22 protein-coding genes are annotated in these 23,717 nt (G+C 47.6%); 14 read left to right on the top strand and 8 right to left on the bottom strand.

What is annotated here, in order from left to right:
* Nucleotides 1–11: 11 nt before the first annotated feature.
* From lpoB to AC2204_RS06420, 5 genes are all read left to right on the top strand, one after another.
* Nucleotides 12–605, top strand: coding sequence for a penicillin-binding protein activator LpoB (gene lpoB, locus AC2204_RS06440; protein WP_318924667.1), 594 nt, complete (start codon nt 12–14; stop codon nt 603–605).
* Between the two features lie 101 nt (nt 606–706).
* A complete protein-coding gene (locus AC2204_RS06435; RefSeq protein ID WP_318924666.1) occupies nt 707–1,549 on the top strand; it encodes a phosphotransferase in 843 nt (280 codons plus the stop codon).
* Between the two features lie 106 nt (nt 1,550–1,655).
* Nucleotides 1,656–2,507 carry a DUF6279 family lipoprotein gene (locus AC2204_RS06430; RefSeq protein ID WP_318924665.1) on the top strand — a complete coding sequence of 284 codons (852 nt, stop codon included), beginning with the start codon at nt 1,656–1,658 and terminating at the stop codon, nt 2,505–2,507.
* Nucleotides 2,508–2,866: 359 nt separating this feature from the next.
* Entirely contained in the window at nt 2,867–3,409 is a 543-nt protein-coding gene (ycfP, locus tag AC2204_RS06425; protein WP_318924663.1) for an alpha/beta hydrolase YcfP, read from the top strand.
* 206 nt (nt 3,410–3,615) lie between these two features.
* Nucleotides 3,616–4,905: an NAD(P)/FAD-dependent oxidoreductase gene (locus AC2204_RS06420; RefSeq protein WP_318924662.1), complete on the top strand. Its 1,290-nt coding sequence runs from the start codon at nt 3,616–3,618 to the stop codon at nt 4,903–4,905.
* Nucleotides 4,906–4,989: 84 nt separating this feature from the next.
* On the opposite strand, the gene bamJ is transcribed toward AC2204_RS06420, so the two are convergent.
* The 6 genes from bamJ to AC2204_RS06390 form a co-directional block, all read right to left on the bottom strand.
* Nucleotides 4,990–5,412, bottom strand: a complete 423-nt coding sequence (gene bamJ / locus AC2204_RS06415; protein WP_413466684.1) for a BamJ family beta-barrel-assembly machinery protein — start codon at nt 5,410–5,412, stop codon at nt 4,990–4,992.
* 99 nt (nt 5,413–5,511) lie between these two features.
* The gene (locus AC2204_RS06410; protein ID WP_318924660.1) at nt 5,512–6,069 is read right to left on the bottom strand and encodes a GNAT family N-acetyltransferase; all 558 of its coding nucleotides are present in this window, start codon (nt 6,067–6,069) and stop codon (nt 5,512–5,514) included.
* 521 nt (nt 6,070–6,590) lie between these two features.
* Nucleotides 6,591–7,451, bottom strand: a complete 861-nt coding sequence (locus AC2204_RS06405; RefSeq protein WP_318924659.1) for a peptidoglycan binding protein CsiV — start codon at nt 7,449–7,451, stop codon at nt 6,591–6,593.
* An 83-nt stretch (nt 7,452–7,534) separates the two neighbouring features.
* Nucleotides 7,535–10,990, bottom strand: coding sequence for a transcription-repair coupling factor (mfd, locus tag AC2204_RS06400; protein WP_318924658.1), 3,456 nt, complete (start codon nt 10,988–10,990; stop codon nt 7,535–7,537).
* Between the two features lie 9 nt (nt 10,991–10,999).
* Nucleotides 11,000–11,569, bottom strand: coding sequence for a PilZ domain-containing protein (locus AC2204_RS06395; protein ID WP_318924657.1), 570 nt, complete (start codon nt 11,567–11,569; stop codon nt 11,000–11,002).
* A 39-nt stretch (nt 11,570–11,608) separates the two neighbouring features.
* A complete protein-coding gene (locus tag AC2204_RS06390) occupies nt 11,609–11,764 on the bottom strand; it encodes a hypothetical protein (protein ID WP_318924656.1) in 156 nt (51 codons plus the stop codon).
* Between AC2204_RS06390 and lolC the strand changes: the two genes are divergently transcribed.
* From lolC to lolE, 3 genes are read left to right on the top strand one after another with little or no spacing between them, the layout of a single operon-like run.
* Nucleotides 11,756–12,988 carry a lipoprotein-releasing ABC transporter permease subunit LolC gene (lolC, locus tag AC2204_RS06385; RefSeq protein ID WP_318924655.1) on the top strand — a complete coding sequence of 411 codons (1,233 nt, stop codon included), beginning with the start codon at nt 11,756–11,758 and terminating at the stop codon, nt 12,986–12,988. The genes AC2204_RS06390 and lolC overlap by 9 nt on opposite strands.
* Nucleotides 12,981–13,670, top strand: coding sequence for a lipoprotein-releasing ABC transporter ATP-binding protein LolD (gene lolD / locus AC2204_RS06380; protein WP_318924654.1), 690 nt, complete (start codon nt 12,981–12,983; stop codon nt 13,668–13,670). The genes lolC and lolD overlap by 8 nt, the downstream gene beginning before the upstream one ends.
* A complete protein-coding gene (gene lolE, locus AC2204_RS06375) occupies nt 13,670–14,914 on the top strand; it encodes a lipoprotein-releasing ABC transporter permease subunit LolE (RefSeq protein WP_318924653.1) in 1,245 nt (414 codons plus the stop codon). Before lolD ends, lolE begins: the two co-directional genes overlap by 1 nt.
* Before the next feature lie 191 nt (nt 14,915–15,105).
* Here the strand turns inward: lolE and AC2204_RS06370 are convergent, their stop codons facing one another.
* Entirely contained in the window at nt 15,106–15,618 is a 513-nt protein-coding gene (locus AC2204_RS06370; protein ID WP_318924652.1) for a DUF2062 domain-containing protein, read from the bottom strand.
* A gap of 94 nt (nt 15,619–15,712) precedes the next feature.
* Between AC2204_RS06370 and AC2204_RS06365 the strand changes: the two genes are divergently transcribed.
* The 5 genes from AC2204_RS06365 to kdsB all read left to right on the top strand — a co-directional run bounded on the left by AC2204_RS06365 (nt 15,713) and on the right by kdsB (nt 21,876).
* On the top strand, nt 15,713–18,055 hold the full coding sequence (locus tag AC2204_RS06365; protein WP_318924650.1) for a DNA internalization-related competence protein ComEC/Rec2: 2,343 nt from the start codon (nt 15,713–15,715) through the stop codon (nt 18,053–18,055).
* A 123-nt stretch (nt 18,056–18,178) separates the two neighbouring features.
* A complete protein-coding gene (gene msbA / locus AC2204_RS06360; protein ID WP_318924649.1) occupies nt 18,179–19,936 on the top strand; it encodes a lipid A ABC transporter ATP-binding protein/permease MsbA in 1,758 nt (585 codons plus the stop codon).
* Nucleotides 19,936–20,970 carry a tetraacyldisaccharide 4'-kinase gene (gene lpxK / locus AC2204_RS06355; RefSeq protein WP_318924648.1) on the top strand — a complete coding sequence of 345 codons (1,035 nt, stop codon included), beginning with the start codon at nt 19,936–19,938 and terminating at the stop codon, nt 20,968–20,970. Before msbA ends, lpxK begins: the two co-directional genes overlap by 1 nt.
* Complete coding sequence (locus AC2204_RS06350) at nt 20,951–21,130, top strand: Trm112 family protein (protein WP_107281432.1); 180 nt, start codon at nt 20,951–20,953, stop codon at nt 21,128–21,130. Before lpxK ends, AC2204_RS06350 begins: the two co-directional genes overlap by 20 nt.
* Nucleotides 21,130–21,876 carry a 3-deoxy-manno-octulosonate cytidylyltransferase gene (gene kdsB / locus AC2204_RS06345; RefSeq protein ID WP_318924647.1) on the top strand — a complete coding sequence of 249 codons (747 nt, stop codon included), beginning with the start codon at nt 21,130–21,132 and terminating at the stop codon, nt 21,874–21,876. Before AC2204_RS06350 ends, kdsB begins: the two co-directional genes overlap by 1 nt.
* Before the next feature lie 85 nt (nt 21,877–21,961).
* Here the strand turns inward: kdsB and elyC are convergent, their stop codons facing one another.
* The gene (gene elyC, locus AC2204_RS06340; RefSeq protein ID WP_318924645.1) at nt 21,962–22,807 is read right to left on the bottom strand and encodes an envelope biogenesis factor ElyC; all 846 of its coding nucleotides are present in this window, start codon (nt 22,805–22,807) and stop codon (nt 21,962–21,964) included.
* Between the two features lie 120 nt (nt 22,808–22,927).
* On the opposite strand from elyC, the gene cmoM reads away from it, so the two are divergent.
* A complete protein-coding gene (cmoM, locus tag AC2204_RS06335; RefSeq protein WP_318924644.1) occupies nt 22,928–23,704 on the top strand; it encodes a tRNA uridine 5-oxyacetic acid(34) methyltransferase CmoM in 777 nt (258 codons plus the stop codon).
* Nucleotides 23,705–23,717: the final 13 nt, after the last annotated feature.

The raw sequence follows: 23,717 nt of genomic DNA, 5'->3' as shown, positions 1-23,717 counted from the left end.
GAAGGTCTAAAATGAAAAAAAGCATTATTGCATTATTGAGCGTCGCTGTTTTATTGGGTGGTTGTGCGCAGAAAGTCAGCTATGGTGATGCCCAGGAGGCGGAAACGACAACCATTGAGTTTGGGTCAACCGATCTGCAAAAAATTGCGGAAGAGATGACCGACAGCATGCTCGCTTCAGGCTCCGTTGCTTACATTACGGGAAACAACCAGCGTCCGATTATCGTCGTTGATGGCATTAAGAATAAAACCAGCGAGCATATTGATACCGAATCCATTACCGATTCTGTCAGCACCCGTCTGCTAAACTCTGGTAAGTTTCGTTTTGTTGATATGACGCGTATAGAAGCCGCCCGCAAGCAGTTGAACTTCCAGAATAACGATGAACTGGTTAACCAGAGCACCGCGATTCAGTTCGGTAAAATGGTCGGTGCCGAGTATATGCTGTATGGCAACCTTGCGAGTATTGTGAAGCAAGCGGGCGGCGATAAAGACGTTTATTACAAAATGACGATGCGACTGATGGATCTGGAAACGGGCCTGATCGAATGGGCTGACGAAAGCGAGATCCGCAAGCAAGAAGCGAAAAGCCTTCTTGGCTGGTAATCGCCGTTAGCTGGGGATCTTATTGTTGTAATTATGCAGCGAATCGCAATAGGTTATACCAATCGGGATAGTTGTCCCGCTTGGTATTATTGAGGCACTAAGTGGAATCATTCGACCAATCTTTGCTTAGTGCATTACAAGACGTTGAGCTCATATCTGCCAGGCCGCTTTCCGGTGGCCTGACTAACCGTTGCTGGTTACTGACAATCCGTAATGTTACTTCCGGTCAATACACTTCTCTGGTCTGGCGACCGATAGCCGCTTCATCAAGCGCATTTGGCGTCTCTCGCCAATATGAATATCAAGTTTTAGCACTAATTGCTCCTAGTGGAATTGCACCTAAGCCCGCTTACTTGCTGGAACATGGCTTGTTAGTGGAGTGGATTGAAGGGGAAGAAGCCGGTAATGAACTATCAGATACCACTTTACTGAAGCTTCAGGCTGATATTCACACATTGCCTGTGCCTCACTGGCGGTTAGATGTACAGAAACGAGCGGCACACTATTGGCAATTTATACCGCAACATTTTAAAACACCTGAACTGATCTCAATTTTCCATTGCTTTCAAGACCAGCCACTCCAGACCAAGTTTGCAGAGACCTGCTGTCATCATGATCTGGGGCGTTATAACATTATTCGTGCCGATAACGGACGTAATGTGGTGATCGATTGGGAATATGCTGCTGCGGGTGATCCCTCATTAGATTTAGCACTGACCATTAATGCTAATGGTCTTGAACCAAATGGGGCCGTAAAGATGTATTGTCAGCATCGTGGGATCAGCAATAACCAACCGTGGTTAGATGCCGTGGTTGACTGGCAACCGTGGTGTGACTATTTGGCTATGCTGTGGTTCTTCGTCGGGGCTGATATCTGGCAAGACCAGACGTATGTAGAGTCGGCTAATCAGCTGCAACAGAAACTGAGCTTTCTTCCTCGATAAACAATCGTTAATCCGCTGTTTTGATTTTTCTCATGTTCCGAGAAAACCCAGGTCTACACTGATCTTGAGGTTGTCGGCTCTTAGCTAATACAGGAAGGTGGTTAAGGTGAAGCTCTCTGGTCGTGTTAAACAATGGATCTTCTGTTTACTGATTTCGGTGTTGTTGACCGGCTGTGTTATGCGTCTGGCTTACAACACGTTAGACTTTTGGATTTCTTATTACCTGACCGATTATGTCAGTCTTAACTCTGATCAGGAAAGAAATTTCGAAGCCGACCTTGATAAAGCACTGCTTATTCATCGTGATCGTGAGCTTCCAAAATTACACCGCCTGATCTCTGAGTTGCAATCAGATTTGAAAAAGCCACTCACTTTCAGCCAGACCCGCGGTTATCATTTTAAACTGACCAAAGTAGGGCAAGATTCCATTGGATTATTGGCGATACCGCTGGCGGAAATGATCCGTGGACTGGACGAAGATCAAATCGTTGAACTCAACCGTAATATTAAAAAAAGGATAGATGACGCGATCGCTGAAAGAACCATACTGACGACAAAACAAAAGGTGACCAAGCGAACGAGACAGTTGCAGGAAATAGCCAATGACTGGGTTGGCACGCTAACGTATAAGCAGAAGCAGTTATTACACGAACTGGCTGGGTATCAAGTCGAGATGGAGCCGATATTCTTCTCTTTTTATCGCAGTTTCTTGCAGAACTGGCGAGAGTTGATAAAAAAACGTTTTGAGCCTGATTTTGATAAAAATTTGACTCAGATGCTGCAGAAATTTGTTGCGCTGGAGAATGAGCCGCTTCAGATAGATATTAATGTCTACCTTAATCGTCGTTTTGATGTCATGCGCCGGTTGAATAACAGTCTGAACGATAAGCAGCGTCGATATCTTGATCGAAAATTATCCGGTATTCGTATAGATTTGGCGATTCTGATTCATCAATAAGGGGATATTTGTTCTTTTAAACTACATACCCAAGTTACCTCAAGATGCAGGATTCAGAGTGATGCCAGCCAGTTCAATTCAAGGAAAATGTGCGAAGGAATGACAGGTCCTTTCGAGTGCATTTGACACCGAAGTGGGCTGGCTGGGTCACTCCCGAAGGGCGAGTTTTCCAGGCACTAATGTTGCGTTGCTGATTTTTGATGTAGAGCAACTATATCGACAAATCAGCGCCTGACCTTAGTGCCTGGAAATTCTCGCTGAAACGAGCACCTTGAGGTTACTTGGGTATAAAAAACATGTTAGATTAAATTCAGACGCATATGAGTGCCACGGACAATAAGAACGACAGGGGAGAAGAGATGATTATTTATCTACATGGCTTTGATTCAACAAGCCCGGGTAATCACGAAAAAGTATTACAGCTTCAGTTTATTGACCCCGATGTTCGTTTCGTTAACTACAGTACTTTGCACCCTAAACACGACATGCAACATATCCTCAAAGAAGTGCATAAGTTAAAGGAGCAGTCGGACGATCCTAACCCACTCATTTGTGGTGTCGGTTTAGGTGGTTACTGGTCTGAGCGTATCGGCTTCTTGAGCGGTATTCGACAGGTTATCTTTAACCCGAACCTGCATCCTGAAATCAATATGGAAGGACGGATCGACCGGCCGGAAGAATACGCCGACATTGGGACAAAATGTGTTGCAGATTTTCGTAAAAAAAATGCGGGTAATTGCCTCTGTATCCTTTCAACTAATGACGAAGTATTAGATAATCGCCTTACAAGTGATGCATTGGGTGATTATTATCAAATCATCTGGGATGAGACAGAAACACATAAATTTAAAAAGATCTCACAGCATCTAAAAACGATAAAATCCTTTAAAGAAACAGTGTAACGACCTCCTACCCTCCGCAGACGGAGCCGATCCGTCTGTATCAATACCAAATTGAACAGCGAACTTTGGTGTGGCTCGAACAACCAGAGCGTTGTTCTGTTTGGTATTAGTCAATCAGCCAGAGCATTATCATCTGTAATTTATGGATGAAGAGCCGAGATAAGGCCCTGAGCAATATAAAATTTTATAAATAAGAGGAAGTTATCGTGACGCGTATTATCGTAGTTGGTGGCGGTGCGGGTGGTCTTGAGCTTGCGACAAAGTTAGGCCGTACTTTGGGTCGTAAACGCCGTGCAACTGTTACACTTGTCGATCGTAAAGCCAGCCACCTGTGGAAACCGCTTTTACACGAAGTCGCAACCGGATCGATGGATGCCGGAGTTGATGCTTTGAGCTATCGAGCCCATGCTAAAAACCACTCGTTTGAGTTTCAGATGGGGAGTTTGCAAGAAATTGACCGTGAGAATAAAACAATTAAGTTGGCCTCCCTTCATGACGAGCAGGGTGCTCTCTTAATGCCAGAGCGTGATCTGGAATACGATATTCTGGTCATGGCGATTGGTTCGACGTCAAATGATTTTAATACACCAGGTGTGTGCGAACACTGTATATTCCTGGATAGCCCAGAACAGGCCCACCGCTTTCGTACCGAGATGAATAACCAGTTCCTGAAATTACATGCCAATAAAGATCAGAAAACGGTTGATATTGCCATTGTTGGCGCGGGGGCGACAGGTGTAGAGTTGTCGGCTGAATTGCACAATGCAGTAAAAGAGTTGCGTACTTATGGCTTCGGTGATCTTGATAGCTCGCGCTTGAATGTCAACCTGGTTGAAGCGGGTGAACGTATTCTTCCTGCATTGCCACCACGTATCTCGTCTGCAGCTCATAGCGAGTTGACCAAGCTGGGTGTTAATGTCCGTACTGCGACTATGGTAACTAAAGCGGATGAAACCGGCCTTATAACCAAAGATGGTGAGCATATTGCGGCGCAAATTATGGTTTGGGCTGCAGGTATTAAAGCTCCTGACTTTATCAAAGATATTGCAGGTCTGGAAACCAACCGTATTAACCAATTGGTGGTTAAGCCTACGTTGCAGACCACCCGAGATGACGACATCTATGTTATCGGCGATCTTGCTTGTTGTGCTCAGGAGGATGGTAGTTTTGTGCCACCTCGCGCCCAGGCCGCTCACCAAATGGCAAGTCGTTGTTTCTCTAATATTGTCGCGAAAATGACGAACCGCGATCAGAAGCCTTATGTATACAGTGATCATGGGTCTCTGGTATCACTGAGTCGTTTCTCTACGGTTGGTAGCCTGATGGGGAATTTGACCAAAGGTTCTATGATGGTTGAGGGGCGCATTGCCCGTATTGTGTATATTTCTCTGTATCGGATGCACCTGGTTGCGTTGCATGGCGTGTTTAAAACTGGCCTGATGATGCTGGTTGGTCGTATCAACCGTGTATTACGTCCGAACCTGAAACTACACTAATTCAGGTTTAAAGCTTAATAAAAAAACCGCCATAAACTGGCGGTTTTTTATATACAATGCCAGAAACTAGCTCTGGTCTTTTGACTAATTAATGCCGATTAACTCAACATCAAAAATCAATACTGAACCTGCTGGAATACCGCCAGTTGCCCGGTTGCCATACGCCAGCTCTGCCGGAATAAACAAGCGTGTTTTTTCACCTTCGACCATGAGCTGCAGCCCTTCGGTCCAGCCCTTGATCACCTGGTTCAGACCGAAAGCAATCGTCTCCCCTCGCTCTACCGAGCTGTCGAAAACCGTTCCGTCAATCAGCGTACCGTGGTAATGCACCGTGACTTTATCGGACGCTTTCGGGTGTTCGGTACCGGTACCTTCCTGTAATACTAAATACTGCAGACCTGATGCGGTCGTCTTGACCCCTTCAGCCTGCTTATTTTCTTCAAGAAATTCCTGGCCGATTTTGATGTTTTCAGCAGCGGCCTGATTATTGTTTTTCGAATATTGCATGAAGAGAATGACTAAACCAATAATGGCGACGGCGACAATAATTTTAAACACGGTAAGTCCCTGAGTAGTAGAAATTAAACACGTTTACTGTAGCATATTTTAGCGCTTCATAAGATCTTCTGGAATCAAAGAATAAACCAGCCCATTAGAGGCCTGGCCATGGGCGAAAATACGGTTCCTTGCCTCGCATTCAAATTTTGCATGGCAGGCAAGGGCGGTTCTCTGGCTGGCAATATTGCCGGTATGAGTCACGATCTCAAGCCGCGTCAGCGCCAGCTCCTGAAAAGCAAAGTTGGCGACAGCGATAGTTGCTTCCCTGGCGAGTCCCTGTTGATGGCAAGACGAGCGGATCCAGTACCCCAAGTTAGCACTATTACACATCGGTAACAGCGCACTGAGCGTTACGCTGCCGATAAAGGTATCGTCATGGCGGCTGAAGAGGGCGAACTCATAGCTTATATCTGTCTGCCAGCTAAGCCGGCTGAATGTGATCCACTCATTGGCATCATGCAAGGTAAAGTCTGGGTAGCACCATTCCAACCAAGGAGAGAGCTGTTCGGCTGATTCTTTAACCGCTGCAAAATGTTCCTGCAGATCTACGGGTTTATAGGGTCTAAGTACTAGGCGGGGGGCCGTCAGAGAGAAATCCAGTTTCATAAAGCTCAGAGTACATCAGCATTGAGGTTAGAGTAAAATAGCTGCTTTTTCATGTAATATGAAGAAACAGACTTCTCACAATGTGAATAAAGTTTTTATTTCGTTGGGATAATGGCAGATTGGCTCAGCGTCATCATCCCGGGCTTAAAGCGATGAGCAAAAATCTCTGATTGGCAATGACAACATTGGTATTTTGACCATTGTTTTTTTGTGATGTACCTTTCGAAAAAAGTTCGATGTATTTGAATGAACTGTGTCGAGACAGCACAAGCCGGGCATATTCTATTAAACAACACTATTGACTAACTCTTTATGGTTTCAGTAATAATGTGACCATGCTGGCATGTGGGAGCTGTTGAGGGTAAGGGATATTACAGATTTGATCTGAGATGTGGAATGAAATCACGCTTTCATTTCTGCTATTTCATTCTGTTTATTCTGGCTTGGAAATGAAACTCAAATGTTAGTTTTAGTTATAATAAAAACCCTCGCAATTGCGAGGGCCAGTAGCTGTAGGGACACTATTCGCCGACACGACGTACCTGGATGATCATCCCCATCAGCGGGTGATCCAGATAGTGGGTTTCGCCGCTGCGCATACGCTGTTGTTGAGATAAGCGGTAAGATTTAAGAAATTCTTCCACTTCTACTTTTTTCTTTACTTCCTGCAGGTGGCCAACCTGCACGTTACTTTCAGTTTCTGCTTCTGTTTCAGTTTCGATACTATCGCTTTCAAGTGGTTCTGTTCCCACGATCACTTCACGACGACCGGGCTCACGCAGATCCAGATTGACATCAGCAAAGAGGTAATGCTGGACATAGACCTGAATGCTGCCTTCGAGCTGATACAGTGGCGCTTTACTGCCGGCAGCATCGGCGTCGAAATCAGTATCCTCAGCCTCCTGACCGATTGTAATCACAATATCAGATCCCAGCTTAGCATCATGAGTGCTGTCCGGCGCTGATAGCTGACGGCGGCGTAATTCAGCTTTCGATGTTCCGTCAGCTAAATAACGGTCAGAAAAATCTTTACCTGAAACCAGATGAAACTTAGGTGCGGCCCCTTTGCCCTCATCGCCCTGGCGCCATGCCACATGTGCCAGCGGGGTAAAGCCGGCGTGATTCTGCAGTTTTTGATATTGATTGGTCAGCTGATACTGATCCGGAGGGAGCAAGCTAACCCCTTTTGTTGCCAGAGCGTCACTATTGCCAAACATCATCGTTCCGCGCATATCAAGAGGTTTTAGCTGATCCGGCCAGGATTCACTGACTTGATCCGGATTGATATTACGCTTAAACAGAATGATTTCGACATCGAACTCTCTTGCTGCAAATGTCGGCCAGCTCACGACTAAAAGCAGTATATAAACCAGTTTTTTCAAGATAATACTCCGCACTGTTGTGCAATATACCAATCTGAGATTAAGCAACCAAACTTCTGGTTACTTAATGCAATTACTATTGATTATAAAGTGTTTTCTGACAGCTTTGTTAAAAGTCCGTCAACAAATTTAATTCGGCCTTTACGCTCAGCCATAGGAGCCATGATCTTGAGTTTAGTCGGCCCTTCCATGCGATAATGCTGGGGCTGTGATTGTAACAGATTGACTAAGAACCCCGGATTGATTGAGGCATTATGGCTAAATTCAAAGTAGCCGCCTTTCTCACCGGCTTCAATGCGGCGCACGCCAATTCCTGCTGCTTTCAGCTTGATCTTATTAATAGTGAGCAGATTGGTCGTTGCATCCGGCAGCAAACCAAAGCGGTCGATCAACTCGACTTTCAGTTCATTCAAGCCGTTTTCGTTATCGGCACTGGCGATACGTTTATAAAGCGATAAGCGGGTGTTGATATCCGGGATATAGTCATCTGGTAACAACGCTGGTAGCCGCAGTTCGACTTCTGTCTGCTCGCGCAGTAGATCATCGAGCGAAGGTTCCTTACCTTCTTTGAGGGCTTCGACAGCCTGTTCCAGCATTTCCATGAACAGGGTAAAGCCGACCGATTGGATCTGACCACTCTGTTCATCACCCAGTAACTCTCCGGCCCCACGAATTTCTAGGTCGTGGGTGGCAAGAGTAAAGCCGGCTCCCAAATCTTCCAGCGAGGCAATGGCTTCCAGTCGTTTCACTGCATCTTTGGTCATCCGTTTCGGGTGCGGTGTCAGCAAATAGGCGTATGCCTGGTGGTGCGAGCGGCCTACACGTCCTCGAAGCTGGTGTAACTGGGCTAAACCAAGGTGATCAGCGCGGTTGATAATAATGGTATTGGCCGTCGGAACATCGATACCGGTTTCTATGATGGTGGTGCACACCAGCAAGTTGAAACGCTGATGGTAGAAGTCACCCATGATCCTTTCCAGTTCGCGTTCGCGCATCTGGCCATGGGCAAAGGTAACTCGCGCTTCGGGAATCAGCTTTGCAAGTTCTTCAGTCGTTTTTTCTATCGTATCAACTTCGTTGTGGAGGAAGTAAACCTGACCACCACGCATGATTTCACGCAGTACTGCCTCACGCACAATGGCATCTTCAGTTTCCCTGACAAAGGTTTTAATGGCTAAGCGGCGTGCTGGCGGTGTTGCGATGATAGATAAATCACGCATGCCGCTCATTGCCATATTCAGGGTACGAGGGATCGGGGTTGCCGTTAAGGTCAGAATATCGATATCGGCACGAATGGCCTTGATTTTCTCCTTCTGGCGGACCCCAAAACGGTGCTCTTCATCGACGATTAACAGGCCTAGATCGTAATAGTGAACCGATGAATTCAGCAGTTTATGAGTACCAATTAGGATGTCGATCTTGCCTTCGGCCACATCCGCCAGAATTTGCTTCTGCTCTTTCGCTGTTTTGAAACGCGAAAGTACTTCGACACGAACCGGAGTATTGGCAAAACGGTCGCGGAAATTTTCAAAATGTTGCTGGGCCAGCAGAGTGGTTGGAACTAACACGGTCACCTGCTTGTTGTTGTCGATTGCAACAAAAGCCGCACGCATGGCCACTTCTGTTTTACCAAAACCAACATCCCCACAGACCAGACGGTCCATCGCTTTAGCCTGACACATATCCGACAGCACGGCGTTGATCGCCAGAGCCTGATCATGGGTTTCTTCAAATGGGAAGCCGGTGCTGAAATCGGCATAGCTTTCGCGGTTAAGCTTGAATTTAAAGCCAGGTTTCAGTTCCCGTTTAGCATAAACATCTAACAGTTCTGCTGCCACATCACGGACTTTTTCCGCCGCTTTCTTACGTGCTTTGATCCAGGCTTCACCGCCTAGTTTATGGATCGGCGCACTGTCGTCGGAGCCACCAGAGTACCGGCTGATCAAATGCAGTGATGCAACTGGCACATAAAGCTTTGCGCCGCCCTGATATTCCAGAGTGACGTACTCCGTTTTTATGCCACCCGCTTCCAGTGTCTGTAGACCCTGATAGCGGCCAATACCATGGTCAATATGGACGACGGGCTGCCCGATCTGCAACTCTGCCAGGTTGCGAATAATAATATCGGCATTGACGCTCTTTTTCTCTTCCCGGCGTCGGCGCTGGATTACCCGTTCGCCAAGCAGATCGCTTTCGCAGATAAAGGCCAGTGACGGCGAACCAAGAATGAACCCTTGTTCTGCCGCACCGATCACCAAGGCAAACTTGGAGGGCGCATTAATGGCATCTTCCAGGCTGGTGGATACTATCGGGCGCAGTTTAATGCGCGCCAGCAGATCAAGTAAGGCTTCGCGCCGGCCTTCAGAAGCGACCGAGAAAATAATCTTGCCATCAAACTGTTCAGAGAAGCGCCGCAGCTCTGCCAGAGGCTCTTTCAGCTGGTGGTTAATAGTCAGTGCGGGAACGGGGTTCAGGCTCGGGTTATAACGGCCGGCTTTTTCCGGTTCTTTGTCCTGGCGAATACGTACCTGAGGCAACCCCTTAAAGCCGATGAACATTTCGTCTTTGGTTAACCACAATTCAGGGGGGGCTAATAGTGGGCGTAGCGGATCAATACGGCGCTGATCATAGCGGTATTCTGCATCCGCGAGGAAATGATCAACCGATGTTTCCAGATCGCCTAACGTGACGAGCAGCGTGGGTTCCGGCAAGTAATCAAACAGGGTCTCTGTCTGGTCAAAAAACAGCGGTTGCCAGTATTCGATACCCGCCGGCCAGGTTCGTTTACTGACTTGCTGATAAATCGACTCGGGTTCACGTCGTGCTTCAAAGCGCTCACGCCAGCGCATACGGAAGCTCTCGACGGCAATGTCATTGGTTGGAAATTCATGTGCCGGCAGCAGGTTAATATTGTCGATTTCGCCAATTGAACGCTGGTTTTCCGGATCGAACTGACGAATAGAATCGACTTCATCATCAAAAAAGTCGATCCGGAAGGGGTGATTGCTGCCCATTGGGAACAGATCGAGCAATGAGCCCCGGCTCGCATACTCACCGTGCTCCATTACTTGATCGACGTGGCGGTAGCCGGATGCTTCAAGCTGCAGGCGAAGTTTATCAAGGGACAGGCGGTCACCATTGCTGACCATTAAGGCATGCTGGTGAATAAATTCACGTGGCGTCAAGCGTTGCAATAAGGTACTGATAGGAACCAGAATAATGCCCGTTTGCTGAATCGGTAGCTTATAAAGACGTGCCAAACGGTCAGAAATAATATCCTGATGCGGTGAAAAACTATCGTAGGGCAAGGTTTCCCAATCGGGGAACACACTTACTTCGATATCGGTAAACTGACTGACTTCTGGCTGCAGGCGCAGTGCGGTTTGAGTGTCAGGAACAACAACCAGTACCGGTCCCTGGTGCGTATGCGCCAGTTCTGCGACAGACAGGGCCAGGGCGGCACCTGATAAGTTACCAATGAAACGTTTATCCCCTTTTTTACTCGGAAAGGGAAGAGAGAGTATAGATAGTGATTTCATGAGACTTAATTATGCATCTGTTCGCTGTTGGGCGCGTTGGCGCAGAAGTTTTTGTTGAATATTGAGTGCAGCACGGATCAGCAGATCCCGATCGTCTTCCTGTAATCGATTGTAGCGTAGCGTCACTTCAAACTTGTCATCTCTGGCTTCACAGTTGCTCACCTCGGCATAGCAGTAGATTGCTGCGGGAGGATGGTCTAAAAATAGCTTAACGCGAACTGAGTTGCCGCCAATAAAAGGCGTTTCTGAGATGAAGGTGAGTTTACTGGCCCCAAAAGTTTCGGTGATATACCGAAGCGCAGGATCATCCTGCTGCGATAAAACAAAAGAGAGTAGTAAGTTGATTTTACTGTTTTGTGTAGCGAGATGCGCTAATAAGGCTTTACTCTCATCTTTGCCAAATCCCGCGAGAGAGCGATCGGCGCTCTCTTCCAGGCTGCTGCACTCACTGGCGACACGAAACAGAGGCGGAATTTCTTTAATAAACTCAAGTTCATCGGGTAAACGTGCGTCACTGTCGAGTGGCTCGACATTGATGGTTAGCCCGGTATTGACTGAAAAATACTCATCCTGATTCATGTCACACTCATGATTAATTAACTATTCTTCGATTATCACTTAGGTATCGCATTCGAGCAAGTAAACGGAACTGACCGGACAGATTTTACTCACTGTTTTTGCATTACTTTTGCGCCACTGAATGGTAATCACTGTTTGCAACAGGTATTCTTGCTTTAATCCCCATAAGGACGATTTCTCAATTCTATGTTTCATCCAGTATCTTTTTTTATCGGCCTGCGTTATCTGCGCGGTCGTTCCGGTGATCGTTTCAGCCGTTTTGTCTCTTATATGTCAACGGCAGGCATTACTATTGGCGTATTAGCGTTGGTAACCGTACTGTCTGTCATGAATGGTTTCGAACAGCAATTGAAGCAGCGCATCTTGGGGGTGTTGCCGCAGGCAGTGATCTCTCAACCTATTTCTCCAGCTGACTCGTCAACCGATCGCCGCATGATTATTTCGAGTACGCCTCCGCCGTCACTGGAACAATTACCTCATGTGACACGCGTTACGCCGATCACCCGAGGTGAGGCCGTGTTGCAAAGTGCCTCATCATTAGCCGCAGGTAATCTGATCGGGATTGACCCGGAATTTTATGAGCCTGTCGCATTTCATATGACACGGGGCAAGTTAGAGAACTTGACACCAGGCAGCTACCGCGTCGTGATCGGTAAGGCATTAGCCGTTCAATTAGGAGCCAAGGTCGGTGACAAGGTTCGCCTGATGGTAACCAGTGCCAGTCAGTACACGCCATTAGGGCGGATTCCCAGCCAGCGAAATTTTGTCGTGGAAGGGATATTTAACACTGGTTCCGATGTCGATAAGCAACTGATCCTGACCAATATTACCGATGCCGGAAAACTCCTCCGGTTTGGAGCGGATCAGATGTCAGGCTGGCGATTGTTTTTAGATGATCCCTTTGCGGTGACTGAGCTGGCAAAAATGACGATGCCTGAGGATTGGGTATGGTCTGACTGGCGTGAGCAGCGTGGAGAGTTGTTTCAGGCGGTCAAAATGGAAAAGAACATGATGGGCTTAATGCTCGGCCTGATTATCGGTGTTGCTGCTTTTAATATTATCTCTGCTTTGATCATGGTGGTAATGGAAAAACAAGCCGAAGTCGCCATCTTAAAAACCCAAGGTATGACGAGTCGCCAGATCTTGGCGGTGTTTATGGTTCAGGGTGCAAGCAGCGGTGTTATCGGTGCGCTTAGTGGCGGTCTGTTAGGAACAGTATTGTCACTTAACCTCAATACCGTCCTGTCTGTATTGGGTGTGCAATTGCTGATGGTCGGAGGCTCATTGCCTGTCGTCGTCGAACCGGTACAAGTCATTATTGTTATTCTGGGGGCTATTTTTCTGAGTTTATTAGCCACCATTTTCCCTTCTTATCGAGCGGCATCTGTTTGTCCTGCTGAGGCATTGCGTTATGAGTAATTCGTTATTAGTTTGTCATGGTTTGCGTAAAGTATACCGTGAAGCTCAGATCGAAACCGAAGTATTGAAAAGCGTCGGTTTTGCTATTGATGCCGGTGAACTGGTCGCGATTGTGGGTGCCTCGGGATCCGGCAAAAGTACTTTATTACACCTGCTTGGCGCCTTAGATGAACCGACCGCGGGGGATGTGTTTTTCAAAGGCCAGAAGCTGAATGCGATGAATGCCAATAAACAGGCCAAGATCCGTAATCAGGAACTTGGATTTGTTTATCAGTTTCACCATCTGCTGTCTGATTTCACCGCAATGGAAAATGTTGCGATGCCTCTCTTGATCGCCGGTATTGCAACAGATAAAGCAGAAGCGAAAGCCAAAGATATTCTTGATTTGGTCGGCTTGAGCCACCGTTATGAACACCGGCCCTCTGAATTAAGTGGCGGGGAGCGCCAGCGTGTGGCTTTTGCCCGAGCATTAGTCAATAACCCCTCGGTGGTGCTGGCCGATGAACCGACCGGTAACCTGGACCATAAAACGGCATTAGAAATTTATGATCTGATGCGTAAGCTCAATAAAGAGTCGGGGACGGCTTTTCTGGTTGTTACCCATGATAATGAATTAGCCGCTAAGCTTGATCGCTGCATGCACATGCAAGATGGTGAGTTAGTTCAGGTCGAGGTAGCCTGATGTTCCGACCGTTATCGCTTTATATCGGCAGCCGCTTTAGTCGTGCCAAACAACGTAACCGACTGGTGTCGTTTATCTCTATTTCTTCCACCCTGGGCATTGCGGTTGGCGTTGCGGTGATTATTATCGGATTATCTGCGATGAACGGTTTTGAGCGCGAGCTGCAAAATCGGGTGCTGGCGGTGATTCCTCATGGTGAGTTGGAAGCGGTGCAACCGCCTTTTGCAGAATGGCAATCGGTACTGGAAACCGTCAGGTTGCATCCTAGAGTAACAGGGGCGGCACCGTATATATCGTTCACGGCTTTATTAGAAAAAGGTAATAATTTAAAAGCCGTGGAAGTGCGAGGGGTGGATCCGCAATCTGAAATTCAGATCAGCGCGCTGCCTCAATATGTGAAAGATAATGCCTGGCAGCAGCTCTCTGCGGGAAAAAAACAGATCATTGTTGGTCAGGGTGTCGCGGATAAATTAGATATCGATGTTGGCGATTGGATCACGGCGATGATCCCGAATTCTGATCCGGCACTGAAGCTTAAAGCGCCGCATCGTATTCGCCTTCAAGTCGCAGGGCTGCTGGCCTTGGGGGGGCAGATTGATCATAATTTTGCCCTGGTGCCTTTAACCGATGCCCAGCAATATCTGTCGATGGGCGAGGGGGTGTCAGGCATTTCGATCAATGTCGATAACGTGCTGGATGCTCAATATATCGTGAAAGAAGTGGGCTTTACCTTACCGGTTACGGTTTACCTGAAAAGCTGGACACAAAAGTTTGGTTATCTTTACCGTGATATCCAGATGGTACGGACCATTATGTACCTGGTTATGGTGCTGGTGATTGGTGTTGCCTGCTTTAATATTGTATCGACTCTGATGATGGCGGTGAAAGATCGCGCTCCGGATATCGCCATTTTACGCACGATGGGCGCAAGCGATGGTTTAGTGAAAGCGATTTTTATCTGGCACGGTATCTTATCGGGTGTCGTCGGCAGCCTGATTGGTTCGGCGATAGGTTCACTTGTCGCGGTAAACCTGACTCGCCTGATACAAGGTTTAGAAGCCCTGATTGGCCATCAATTTCTATCCGGTGATATCTATTTTGTCGATTTTTTACCGACCGAACTGGCGATGCAGGATGTTGCCATTGTCACCACGACGGCCATAGCCTTAAGTTTACTGGCTACCTGGTATCCGGCCAGACGAGCCAGTGCATTGCATCCGGCGCAGGTGCTGAGTGCCAAATAGCGGCGAGTGTCAGTAAATGAATCTAAAACGGAGCCTCTGGCTCCGTTTTTTGTGAAAGGGAAATATGTGAGTCGTGCCAAGAGAATAGTGAATGTGCGTTGAGGGTTGAAAGTCTTGGCGTTAATCCACTCTCACTTCAGGATAACGGGGCTGAAGTGTTTGTTGTATACGGTTTTATACCAGTGTTTATACTAATCGCGGGTTTTACGCTTGTTCCAGCTTCGAACGACAGAATAGCGCCATAAGCCCCGGATACCAAAGTAACCCAGCAGGGCGAACAGCATACTACTGACAAAGCAGCCCAACAGGAATGGAGGACCAATTTGGCTCATCTGGTGTAGCAGGAATTCCCAGGACAGTTCAAAGTGAAATGGCTGATGGGGCGTATTCATCAGCCAGGCCCCGACTTTATAGGAGCAATAGAAAAGTACGGGCATAGTAATTGGGTTACTGATCCACACCAAAGCGACAGACAAAGGAAGGTTTACACCAAGAAGAACGGCCAACCCTGCAGCCATGATCATCTGACTGGGCAAGGGAACAAATGCCATAAACAGACCGACAGCAAAAGCCCCCGATGCCGAGCGGCGGTTCAGGCACCATAAATTGGGGTTATACAGTACATTGCCAAATATCTTCAGCGCTTTCTGGCGCTTGATAAGCTCATGGCTGGGCAAGAAACGTTTAATAAATAGTCTTGGCATCGTTATACATATGTTATTAAAAACAAAGGTTCTGAAATGTAATGGTTTTAAAACTCACCGTTTTAAACGTTATGGCCTCTAAGGCAATACAGGGATGAATCAAGTCGCTTTCGGTATTGCTTTGGGGCTTTTATCACTTCATTGGTGGCTCTTTATTCCAGAGTCCTTGTGGTTTGTTACAGCCATAATGATCAGTGGTATAGTTTCTTATTATTCGCGAACCCGTTTGTTGATCTGGGCCACTTTTGGCGCTCTTTTGGCTAGTTTGGCAGCAGTTAGCTATTCAACTGCGGTAAAAACAATACCGATTCAGCGCGGAAATATTACCATAGTTGGCCAGGTTAGTAGCCTTTTAAATGAAAAGATCCCCAGTTCTAAAATAGATTTCATTATTATATCGCTTAATAAGCAACCCGCCCCCTCTTTCTACCCTATGCACGTGCGTCTTGACTGGCCGCAAGCACCTGATTTGAAACAAGGTGAAACCTGGCAGCTCAAGGTGCAATTGCGCCGCCCGTACGGGCGTTTAAACAGTGCCGGATTTGATGCTGAGCAGTACTATATCGGGCATGGATTTCATGGCCGGGGTACTGTTAAGTCAGGCCATAAATTAATACCGGCTGATGTCCGTAACGGCGATCATGCCCATGGTTCACGAACCCTGAGACAGCTTGTTTTTGATCGGGCAATGGTCGTACTGGCGGATAAACACCATATGCCATTCCTGATAGCCCTGAGCTTTGGCGTCCGGGATGCCTTAGGTGAGCAAGATTGGTCGCGTTTGCGCGACAGTGGATTAGCACATCTGATGGCTATCTCGGGTTTGCATATCGGCCTGGCAATGCTGCTTGGCTGGGGGCTGGGAAGCAAAGTGAAAGCGCTGTTGCCAGAGCGCGATTACTTAGTTTGGTTACCGCTATGGTGCGGTTTATGGGCAGCCTTCGGTTATGCGTGGCTGGCGGGGTTTAGTTTACCGACTCAGCGCGCCTTGCTGATGAGTAGCATTGTCGTGGTGTTAATCCGGTTTCGGGCACACTGGGCGGGCTGGCAAGTGTTTATCATCGCCCTGGCAAGTTGCTTAGTGCTTAACCCATTGGGATCGTATGCCGCCGGTTTTTGGATGTCGTTTGCAGCAGTGATGATTCTATATCTGGCTAATATCAGCGGTATGAGGGCTCGGCCATCGGCAGCACAAACACGGGATTTGTGGTGGAGCAAAGTGAAGGTGCTGGCCCTGCTGCAATGCGCATTGCTGGTTTTTATGCTGCCGCTACAGTGGCAGTGGTTTGGCGGGGTTTCTCTTGTTGCCCCGGTTATTAATTTTTTTGCGGTGCCCTGGGTAAGCATCTTAACGGTACCTCTGGTGTTAGCTGCTGTCTCGACTCTATGGTGGCCGGGGCTGTCGGATTTATTGTGGCTACTTGCCGATCTGACGCTTTACCCGGTGATGTGGCTAGCGGATTTATCAGCAGGAACCTGGTGGGCAGTATCATCACAATGGTTGCCATATGTCTGGGGGGCAATGGTCGGATCGCTGCTGTTATGGTTTCTGCCATGGCGGTTATTTAAGTGGCTGCATCTTTCGGTAATGCTGGTTATTATCACCTGGCGCGCCGAGCTATTTGTTCAGTCTGGAGTGCCAGAACTATCAGTACCGGACTGGAAGATAGAGATGCTTGATGTCGGGCACGGTCTTGCGATACTGATCGAACGTAATGGTAAGGTTGTCTTGTATGATACCGGTGAAAGGTGGGAGCAGGGCAGCATAGCTTCAGCCGTCATAGAACCTGTATTGCGTCACAAGGGGGTCTATCAGCTTGATGGTCTTATTTTAAGTCATGCTGATGGCGATCACGCTGGTGGTGCAAGGCAAGTGATAGAGCGCTTTCAACCGGGTTGGAAGCGAAGCAGTGATTATCGAGAGGGTTTTCTTTCCTGTATAAAAGGCGCTCAGTGGCAATGGGAAGGGTTAGACTTTAGCGTGCTCTGGCCTCCGAAAAGGGTATCGCGTGCTGCCAACCCGCATTCGTGTGTGATCCAAGTCAGCGATCAGGCAATTAGCCAAACAATGCCGACGACAGTGCTGTTTACCGGGGATATTGATGCAATATCTGAATTGTTGCTGGCTCGTCAGGTGCCAGATCTCAACCCCGATATTGTGTTTGTTCCCCATCATGGCAGTACGACGTCCTCGACGGATACCTGGCTGGCGGGTATGTCTCCTGATTATGCATTGGTTTCCGTCGCAAAACATAATCCCTGGCAGCTGCCATCCGAAGAGGTAAAACAGCGGTTTCTAGCAAAAGGAACAACCTGGCTAAGTACTGCAGAAACAGGGCAGGTATCAATAACAATCAATAACGGTGAACTTGATGTTCAGCGATATCGGCAAGATGTTTCTGATACCTGGTATCGACGCCTGTTTTATTCCGATTAAATACAAATGATTAATGCTTGTTCGAAAATTAGCCGACTTAAACATAGATGCTGTAACTTATTTGGTGCATTCGCCGGTTAGGAGTAGAATAGGCGGAATTGTTTTTAAGAAAAACTGATGTTAATGACGCAATCTACAGAAAAATCCACCTTGGATACATATAAGCGACTCTGGCCATATATCAGCATTTATAAGACCGGTTTAACGGTTGCGGTCGTTGCACTTATCATTAATGCTTTGGGTGATACCCTGATGCTTTCGATGATAAAGCCGCTTCTTGATGAAAGTTTTGGTGGCTTCGATCAGATAGAGTCAGATTTTCTGACCATGATGCCATTTTATTTAGTTGGATTAATGTTCCTGCGTGGTATCAGTGGTTTTGTTTCGACTTACTGCCTCTCCTGGGTCTCCGGCAATGTGGTGATGAATTTACGTCGCCAGTTGTTCAATCACTTTATGAAAATGCCTGTCAGCTTCTTTGATAAAGAATCGTCAGGTGCACTTCTCTCTCGCATTACCTATGATTCAGAGCAAGTAGCAGCCGCCACCAGCAGTGCATTAGTGAGCATGGTACGTGAAGGAGCTTCAATCATCGGTTTGATGGCTCTGATGTTCTGGAACAGCTGGCAGTTGTCCGCTATTTTACTGGTTATTGCGCCTGTTGTCGCAATCAGCATTCGGGTGGTATCAAAGCGTTTCCGTAAAATTTCCAAAAATATGCAAGATGCGATGGGATCAGTCACATCCTCTGCCGAGCAAATGCTGAAGGGCCATAAAGTAGTATTAAGTTATGGTGGCCAACAGGTTGAGAGTGCACGTTTCGATTCGGTAAGCAATCGCATGCGCCAGCAGACGATGAAGCTGGTATCGGCTCAGGCGACGGCCAACCCGGTCATTCAGCTTATTGCATCGTGTGCGCTGGTTGTTGTTCTTGTCTTAGCGAATTCAGAGTCGATGCGGGCAGAGCTAACGCCAGGTACTTTTGCGGTGGTTTTCGGTGCTATGTTTGGCTTAATGCGTCCATTAAAAGCCCTTACTAACGTCACATCACAGTTCCAGCGCGGTATGGCGGCCTGTCAGACCCTGTTTGAGCTGATGGATCTGGATGCTGAAAAAGATAACGGCCAGTATCAGGTTGAGCGCGCGAAAGGTGATATTGAAGCGAAAAATATCAGCTTTACCTATCCAACCAAAGATACACCGGCATTACGCAATGTCAGTTTCTCGCTTCCTGCAGGTAAGACACTGGCTCTGGTCGGGCGTTCCGGTTCCGGTAAAAGTACTATTGCCAACTTGTTGACCCGTTTTTATGACATTGATTCTGGCGAGCTTTGTTTAGATGGTCACAATGTCTGTGACTACAAGCTGTCAAACCTGCGTGATCAGGTCGCGGTTGTCTCGCAAAATGTTCATCTGTTTAACGACACCATCGCTAATAATATTGCCTATGCCAGTGGTGGTAAGTATAGCCGCGCTGATATTGAAAAGGCCGCTGAACTGGCTTACGCGATGGATTTCATCAAAGATATGGATAAAGGGCTTGATACCGTTATTGGTGAAAATGGTGTCAGTCTCTCTGGCGGTCAGCGCCAGCGCTTAGCGATTGCACGTGCGTTACTGCGTAACGCACCGGTCCTGATCCTTGATGAGGCAACTTCTGCTCTCGATACCGAATCGGAGCGTGCCATCCAGTCGGCGCTGGATGAGCTGCAAAAAGATCGTACAGTATTGGTGATTGCCCACCGTCTGTCGACGATTGAAAATGCCGACCAGATCCTGGTGGTTGACGACGGTGAAATTATCGAACGTGGCACACATGCCGAACTGATTGAACGTGATGGTGCTTACGCCCAACTTCATCGCATTCAATTTGGTGATTAATGGCTACGCTTATTGAAAAAATCTGGTTCCAGCGTCAGCCTCGCGGGCTGTTGTTGCTATTATTTGTGTTGATGTGGCCGTTATTGTGGCCGCTGAGCAAACTGTTTGGTTTGATCGGTCAGCGACGCCGTATGCAGTATCAATCGGGTCAGAAAGCATCATATCGCGCGCCACTGCCCATTGTTGTGGTGGGCAATATTACCGCCGGTGGTAATGGTAAGACGCCGGTTGTTGTCTGGCTCGTGGAGCAATTACAGGCTCAGGGTTTCAAACCTGGCGTTGTTTCCCGTGGTTATGGCGGAAAAGCACCGTATTACCCGTATTTGGTAAATAAAGAGACCGCAACTGACATTGCCGGAGATGAGCCGGTATTAATCAGCCGCAGAACAGGGGTCCCTGTTGCTGTTTCGCCCAAACGAGCTGAAGCGGTCAAAATGCTGCTTGAATATGATGTCGATGTCATTATTACTGATGATGGTTTGCAGCATTACGCCCTGGCACGGGATATTGAAATCGTCGTCATTGATGGTCAGCGCCGCTTTGGTAATCAGCAGCTGATCCCGTTGGGGCCGCTACGTGAAGCCTGCGCAAGATTAACCGACGTTGATTTTCTGATTTGTAATGGTGGACCGGCTCAGGCTGGCGAAGCGCCGATGCAACTTAAGCCGTCGCAGCTCATTAATCTGAAAACCGGATCGCGTTGCGCCGTAACAGAGCTCGACGATATTGTCGCAATGGCCGGAATTGGCCATCCGCCACGTTTCTTTAATACATTGAACGAGCTGGGAGTGAACCCTGTTCATTGCCAGCCTTTTGCTGATCATCAGGCATTTTCAGAGAATGCATTAAACCAATTGGCCCAGCAGGGGCTGCATTTAGTAATGACAGAGAAAGATGCGGTGAAATGCCACACTTTCGCACAATCAAATTGGTGGTATCTACCTGTAGATGCAGTGCTGCCAGAATCTGATGCGCAGGCCATTATTAACCGGATTATTGAGGTAAAGGAAGAGTATGGATCATCGTCTGCTTGAAATCGTGGCATGCCCAGTGTGTAAGGGCAAATTGAACTACGATAAAGATAAGAGTGAACTGGTTTGCAAGTTCGATCGTCTTGCTTATGCGATTAAGGACGGCATTCCTGTGCTGCTGGAAGTAGAAGCCCGTACGCTAAGTTCTGACGAGGTTAAATAATGTCATTTACGGTTATCATTCCTGCTCGCTATCAGTCGACCCGTCTGCCTGGCAAACCACTGGCTGACATTGGTGGTAAGCCGATGATTCAGTGGGTTTATGAGCAAGCAAGCAAAGCCGGTGCCGAGCAGGTTATTGTGGCAACCGATGATCAGCGCATTGTTGATGCGGTGAAAGGCTTCGGTGGCGAAGTGTGTCTGACCCGGGCCGACCATGAGTCCGGTACCGAGCGTTTGGCTGAGGTTGTCGCGAAGTATCAACTGGCTGACGACCACATCGTGGTTAACGTGCAAGGTGATGAACCATTGATCCCTGATACGATCATTCGTCAGGTGGCTGATAACCTTGCTAATAACAGTGCGCCAATGGCGACACTGGCCGTTGAGATAGATCAGCCTGATGAAGTCTTTAACCCAAATGCAGTGAAGGTTGTAACGGATAAAGATGGCTACGCGCTGTATTTCAGCCGGGCATCGATCCCCTGGGATCGTGATAACTATGCCAAGCGCCCCCAAGAAATTCATCATAACCTGATGCGTCATATTGGTATCTATGCGTACCGGGCCGGTTTTATTAACACCTATATTAATTGGGAGCCAAGCGCACTGGAAAAAATTGAAGCATTAGAGCAGCTTCGTGTGCTTTGGTACGGCGAAAAAATCCATGTTGATGTCGCTATTGATGCACCGCCAGCAGGTGTCGATACGCCGGAAGACCTTGAAAAAGTCAGGGCATTACTCGGTTAAACGACAGACAAAAAGGCCATCCGATTGGATGGCCTTCTTATTTATATCGTGGAAAGAGCAGGCAGCTTTTGCTTTAAAGGTTGAGCTAAGGCGTCTGTATTTCTGCATCGCCCAGTAACATTTCTGCCGGGTTGTCATTGACGTGATTGCGAGATTCTGTCTTTTTGGTATCCGTTGCCATACTACGTAGCTGTTGCCACCATTGCCCCATGGTTTCATGCCAGTAACGTTCTGTTTGCTCCAGATATTGCGCTTTAGGCGCGTACCTTATCCAAGGTTGCTTTATCTTGTTGCTTGCCAGGAAATTAGTTGGTGCTGGGGTTGGGTTCAAACCCGCCTGTTTAAACTCGTATAATGCTCGCGACATATGGCTGGCAGAAGTGACAAGCACCAGTTTTTTGCTGCCGACGACAGATGCCGCCTGGAAGGCTTCTTCCCAGGTATCACGAGCGGTTTCCAGCAGTAAAATATCTGTTTTGTTGACCCCTAACGCGAGAGCGGCTTTCGCCATCATTCGAGCCTGACTTATCCCGGTACCGCCGCCATAGCCCGACAGGATCAGTTTTGACCCCGGGAATAAACGATAGATCCGTATTCCCTCGGCCAGGCGCATTAAGGCCGTGCGGGAAAGTTCCGAGGTGATCGGCATCGCCTTATCGATAACATGGCCACTACCCAGCACCATAACGTAGTTGACGGGGGTTGAAGACGGAACAAATGGGTGATGCTCACGCTCCAGCGGCCTTAGCAGGCTGGTTGCAACCGGCTGGAAGGAGACGAGGAAGATGCCCAAAAAAGCAAAAGCAATAAAACATGATGCGAGACCTTTTCGTCGGGTAAACCATAACACCAATAGCCCGATGAACCCGAGAATGAGCATCGCGGGTAAGGGCATGAGTAAAGCAGATATCATTTTTTTTAGTTCAAACATGCAATGTAGTCCGAAATTTCAGCAGTTGAGCTTGAAAAAGCATCACAAGCCTTTATTCCTTTAACGCTTGTGAGAAAATAAGCCTCATTTTTAGAGTCGCCATCATAACGTAAAGCTGACGTGATTGAAGATCGAAATTTTGATGATTTATCGCAAAAATTTGCGAAAAACATTTATGGAACTGCCAAAGGGCAGATCCGCCAGACAGTCGTCTGGCAAGACATAGAGCAGATTCTTACTGTGCTCAATGAAGCCACACCGTTACGTATCTTGGATGCCGGCGGTGGGATTGGCCAATTGTCACAAAAAATTGCCCAGCGAGGTCATCACGTTACTTTATGTGATCTTTCTGGTGAAATGTTGAAATTAGCAGAGCAAGAAATTGCTAAAAAGGATCTGCTTGAGCAATATCGTCTGGTTCATTGTCCGGTGCAACAGATTGGCGAGCATCTTGAACACCCTGTTGACCTGGTGCTATTTCATGCCGTCATGGAATGGTTGGCTGAGCCAATGGCTGCGCTTGAGACGCTACTTGAGCAAGTAAAACCTGGCGGAATTATCTCAGTCATGTTTTATAACTACAACGGCTTGCTGTTTAAAAATCTTGTTTGTGGCAATTTGACGCATATCGAAGAAGGCATGCCTCACCGTAAGCGTTTTAAATTACAGCCACAACAAGGTATCAAACCTGAAGAGGTGTATAGTTGCCTGGAAAAATCAGGGTTAGCGATTTTAGGCAAAACGGGCGTACGTACCTTTCACGACTATATGCAAAACCATATGATCGGTGATTACAGTTTTGAACAAGTTCTTGAGATGGAGCAACGGCTTTGTCGTCAGGAACCCTATTTGTCTCTTGGCCGCTACATTCACGTGTATGCCCAGAAGCCTTATTAAGAAAATGATATGA

Source organism: Photobacterium sp., assembly GCF_057456235.1.
The sequence above is the reverse complement of the archived record's forward strand: the minus strand, read 5'-3'. Positions and strand labels throughout refer to the sequence as shown.

Bases quoted from the DNA above. Each gene is read 5' to 3' on its own strand.
- lpoB (WP_318924667.1), top strand. From the start codon at position 12: ATGAAAAAAAGCATTATTGCATTATTGAGCGTCGCTGTTTTATTGGGT.
- ycfP (WP_318924663.1), top strand. From the start codon at position 2,867: ATGATTATTTATCTACATGGCTTTGATTCAACAAGCCCGGGTAATCAC.
- bamJ (WP_413466684.1), bottom strand. From the start codon at position 5,412: ATGCAATATTCGAAAAACAATAATCAGGCCGCTGCTGAAAACATCAAA.
- AC2204_RS06410 (WP_318924660.1), bottom strand. From the start codon at position 6,069: ATGAAACTGGATTTCTCTCTGACGGCCCCCCGCCTAGTACTTAGACCC.
- mfd (WP_318924658.1), bottom strand. From the start codon at position 10,990: ATGAAATCACTATCTATACTCTCTCTTCCCTTTCCGAGTAAAAAAGGG.
- AC2204_RS06395 (WP_318924657.1), bottom strand. From the start codon at position 11,569: ATGAATCAGGATGAGTATTTTTCAGTCAATACCGGGCTAACCATCAAT.
- lolC (WP_318924655.1), top strand. From the start codon at position 11,756: ATGTTTCATCCAGTATCTTTTTTTATCGGCCTGCGTTATCTGCGCGGT.
- AC2204_RS06390 (WP_318924656.1), bottom strand. From the start codon at position 11,764: ATGAAACATAGAATTGAGAAATCGTCCTTATGGGGATTAAAGCAAGAA.
- lolD (WP_318924654.1), top strand. From the start codon at position 12,981: ATGAGTAATTCGTTATTAGTTTGTCATGGTTTGCGTAAAGTATACCGT.
- lolE (WP_318924653.1), top strand. From the start codon at position 13,670: ATGTTCCGACCGTTATCGCTTTATATCGGCAGCCGCTTTAGTCGTGCC.
- AC2204_RS06370 (WP_318924652.1), bottom strand. From the start codon at position 15,618: ATGCCAAGACTATTTATTAAACGTTTCTTGCCCAGCCATGAGCTTATC.
- AC2204_RS06365 (WP_318924650.1), top strand. From the start codon at position 15,713: ATGAATCAAGTCGCTTTCGGTATTGCTTTGGGGCTTTTATCACTTCAT.
- msbA (WP_318924649.1), top strand. From the start codon at position 18,179: ATGACGCAATCTACAGAAAAATCCACCTTGGATACATATAAGCGACTC.
- lpxK (WP_318924648.1), top strand. From the start codon at position 19,936: ATGGCTACGCTTATTGAAAAAATCTGGTTCCAGCGTCAGCCTCGCGGG.
- AC2204_RS06350 (WP_107281432.1), top strand. From the start codon at position 20,951: ATGGATCATCGTCTGCTTGAAATCGTGGCATGCCCAGTGTGTAAGGGC.
- kdsB (WP_318924647.1), top strand. From the start codon at position 21,130: ATGTCATTTACGGTTATCATTCCTGCTCGCTATCAGTCGACCCGTCTG.
- elyC (WP_318924645.1), bottom strand. From the start codon at position 22,807: ATGTTTGAACTAAAAAAAATGATATCTGCTTTACTCATGCCCTTACCC.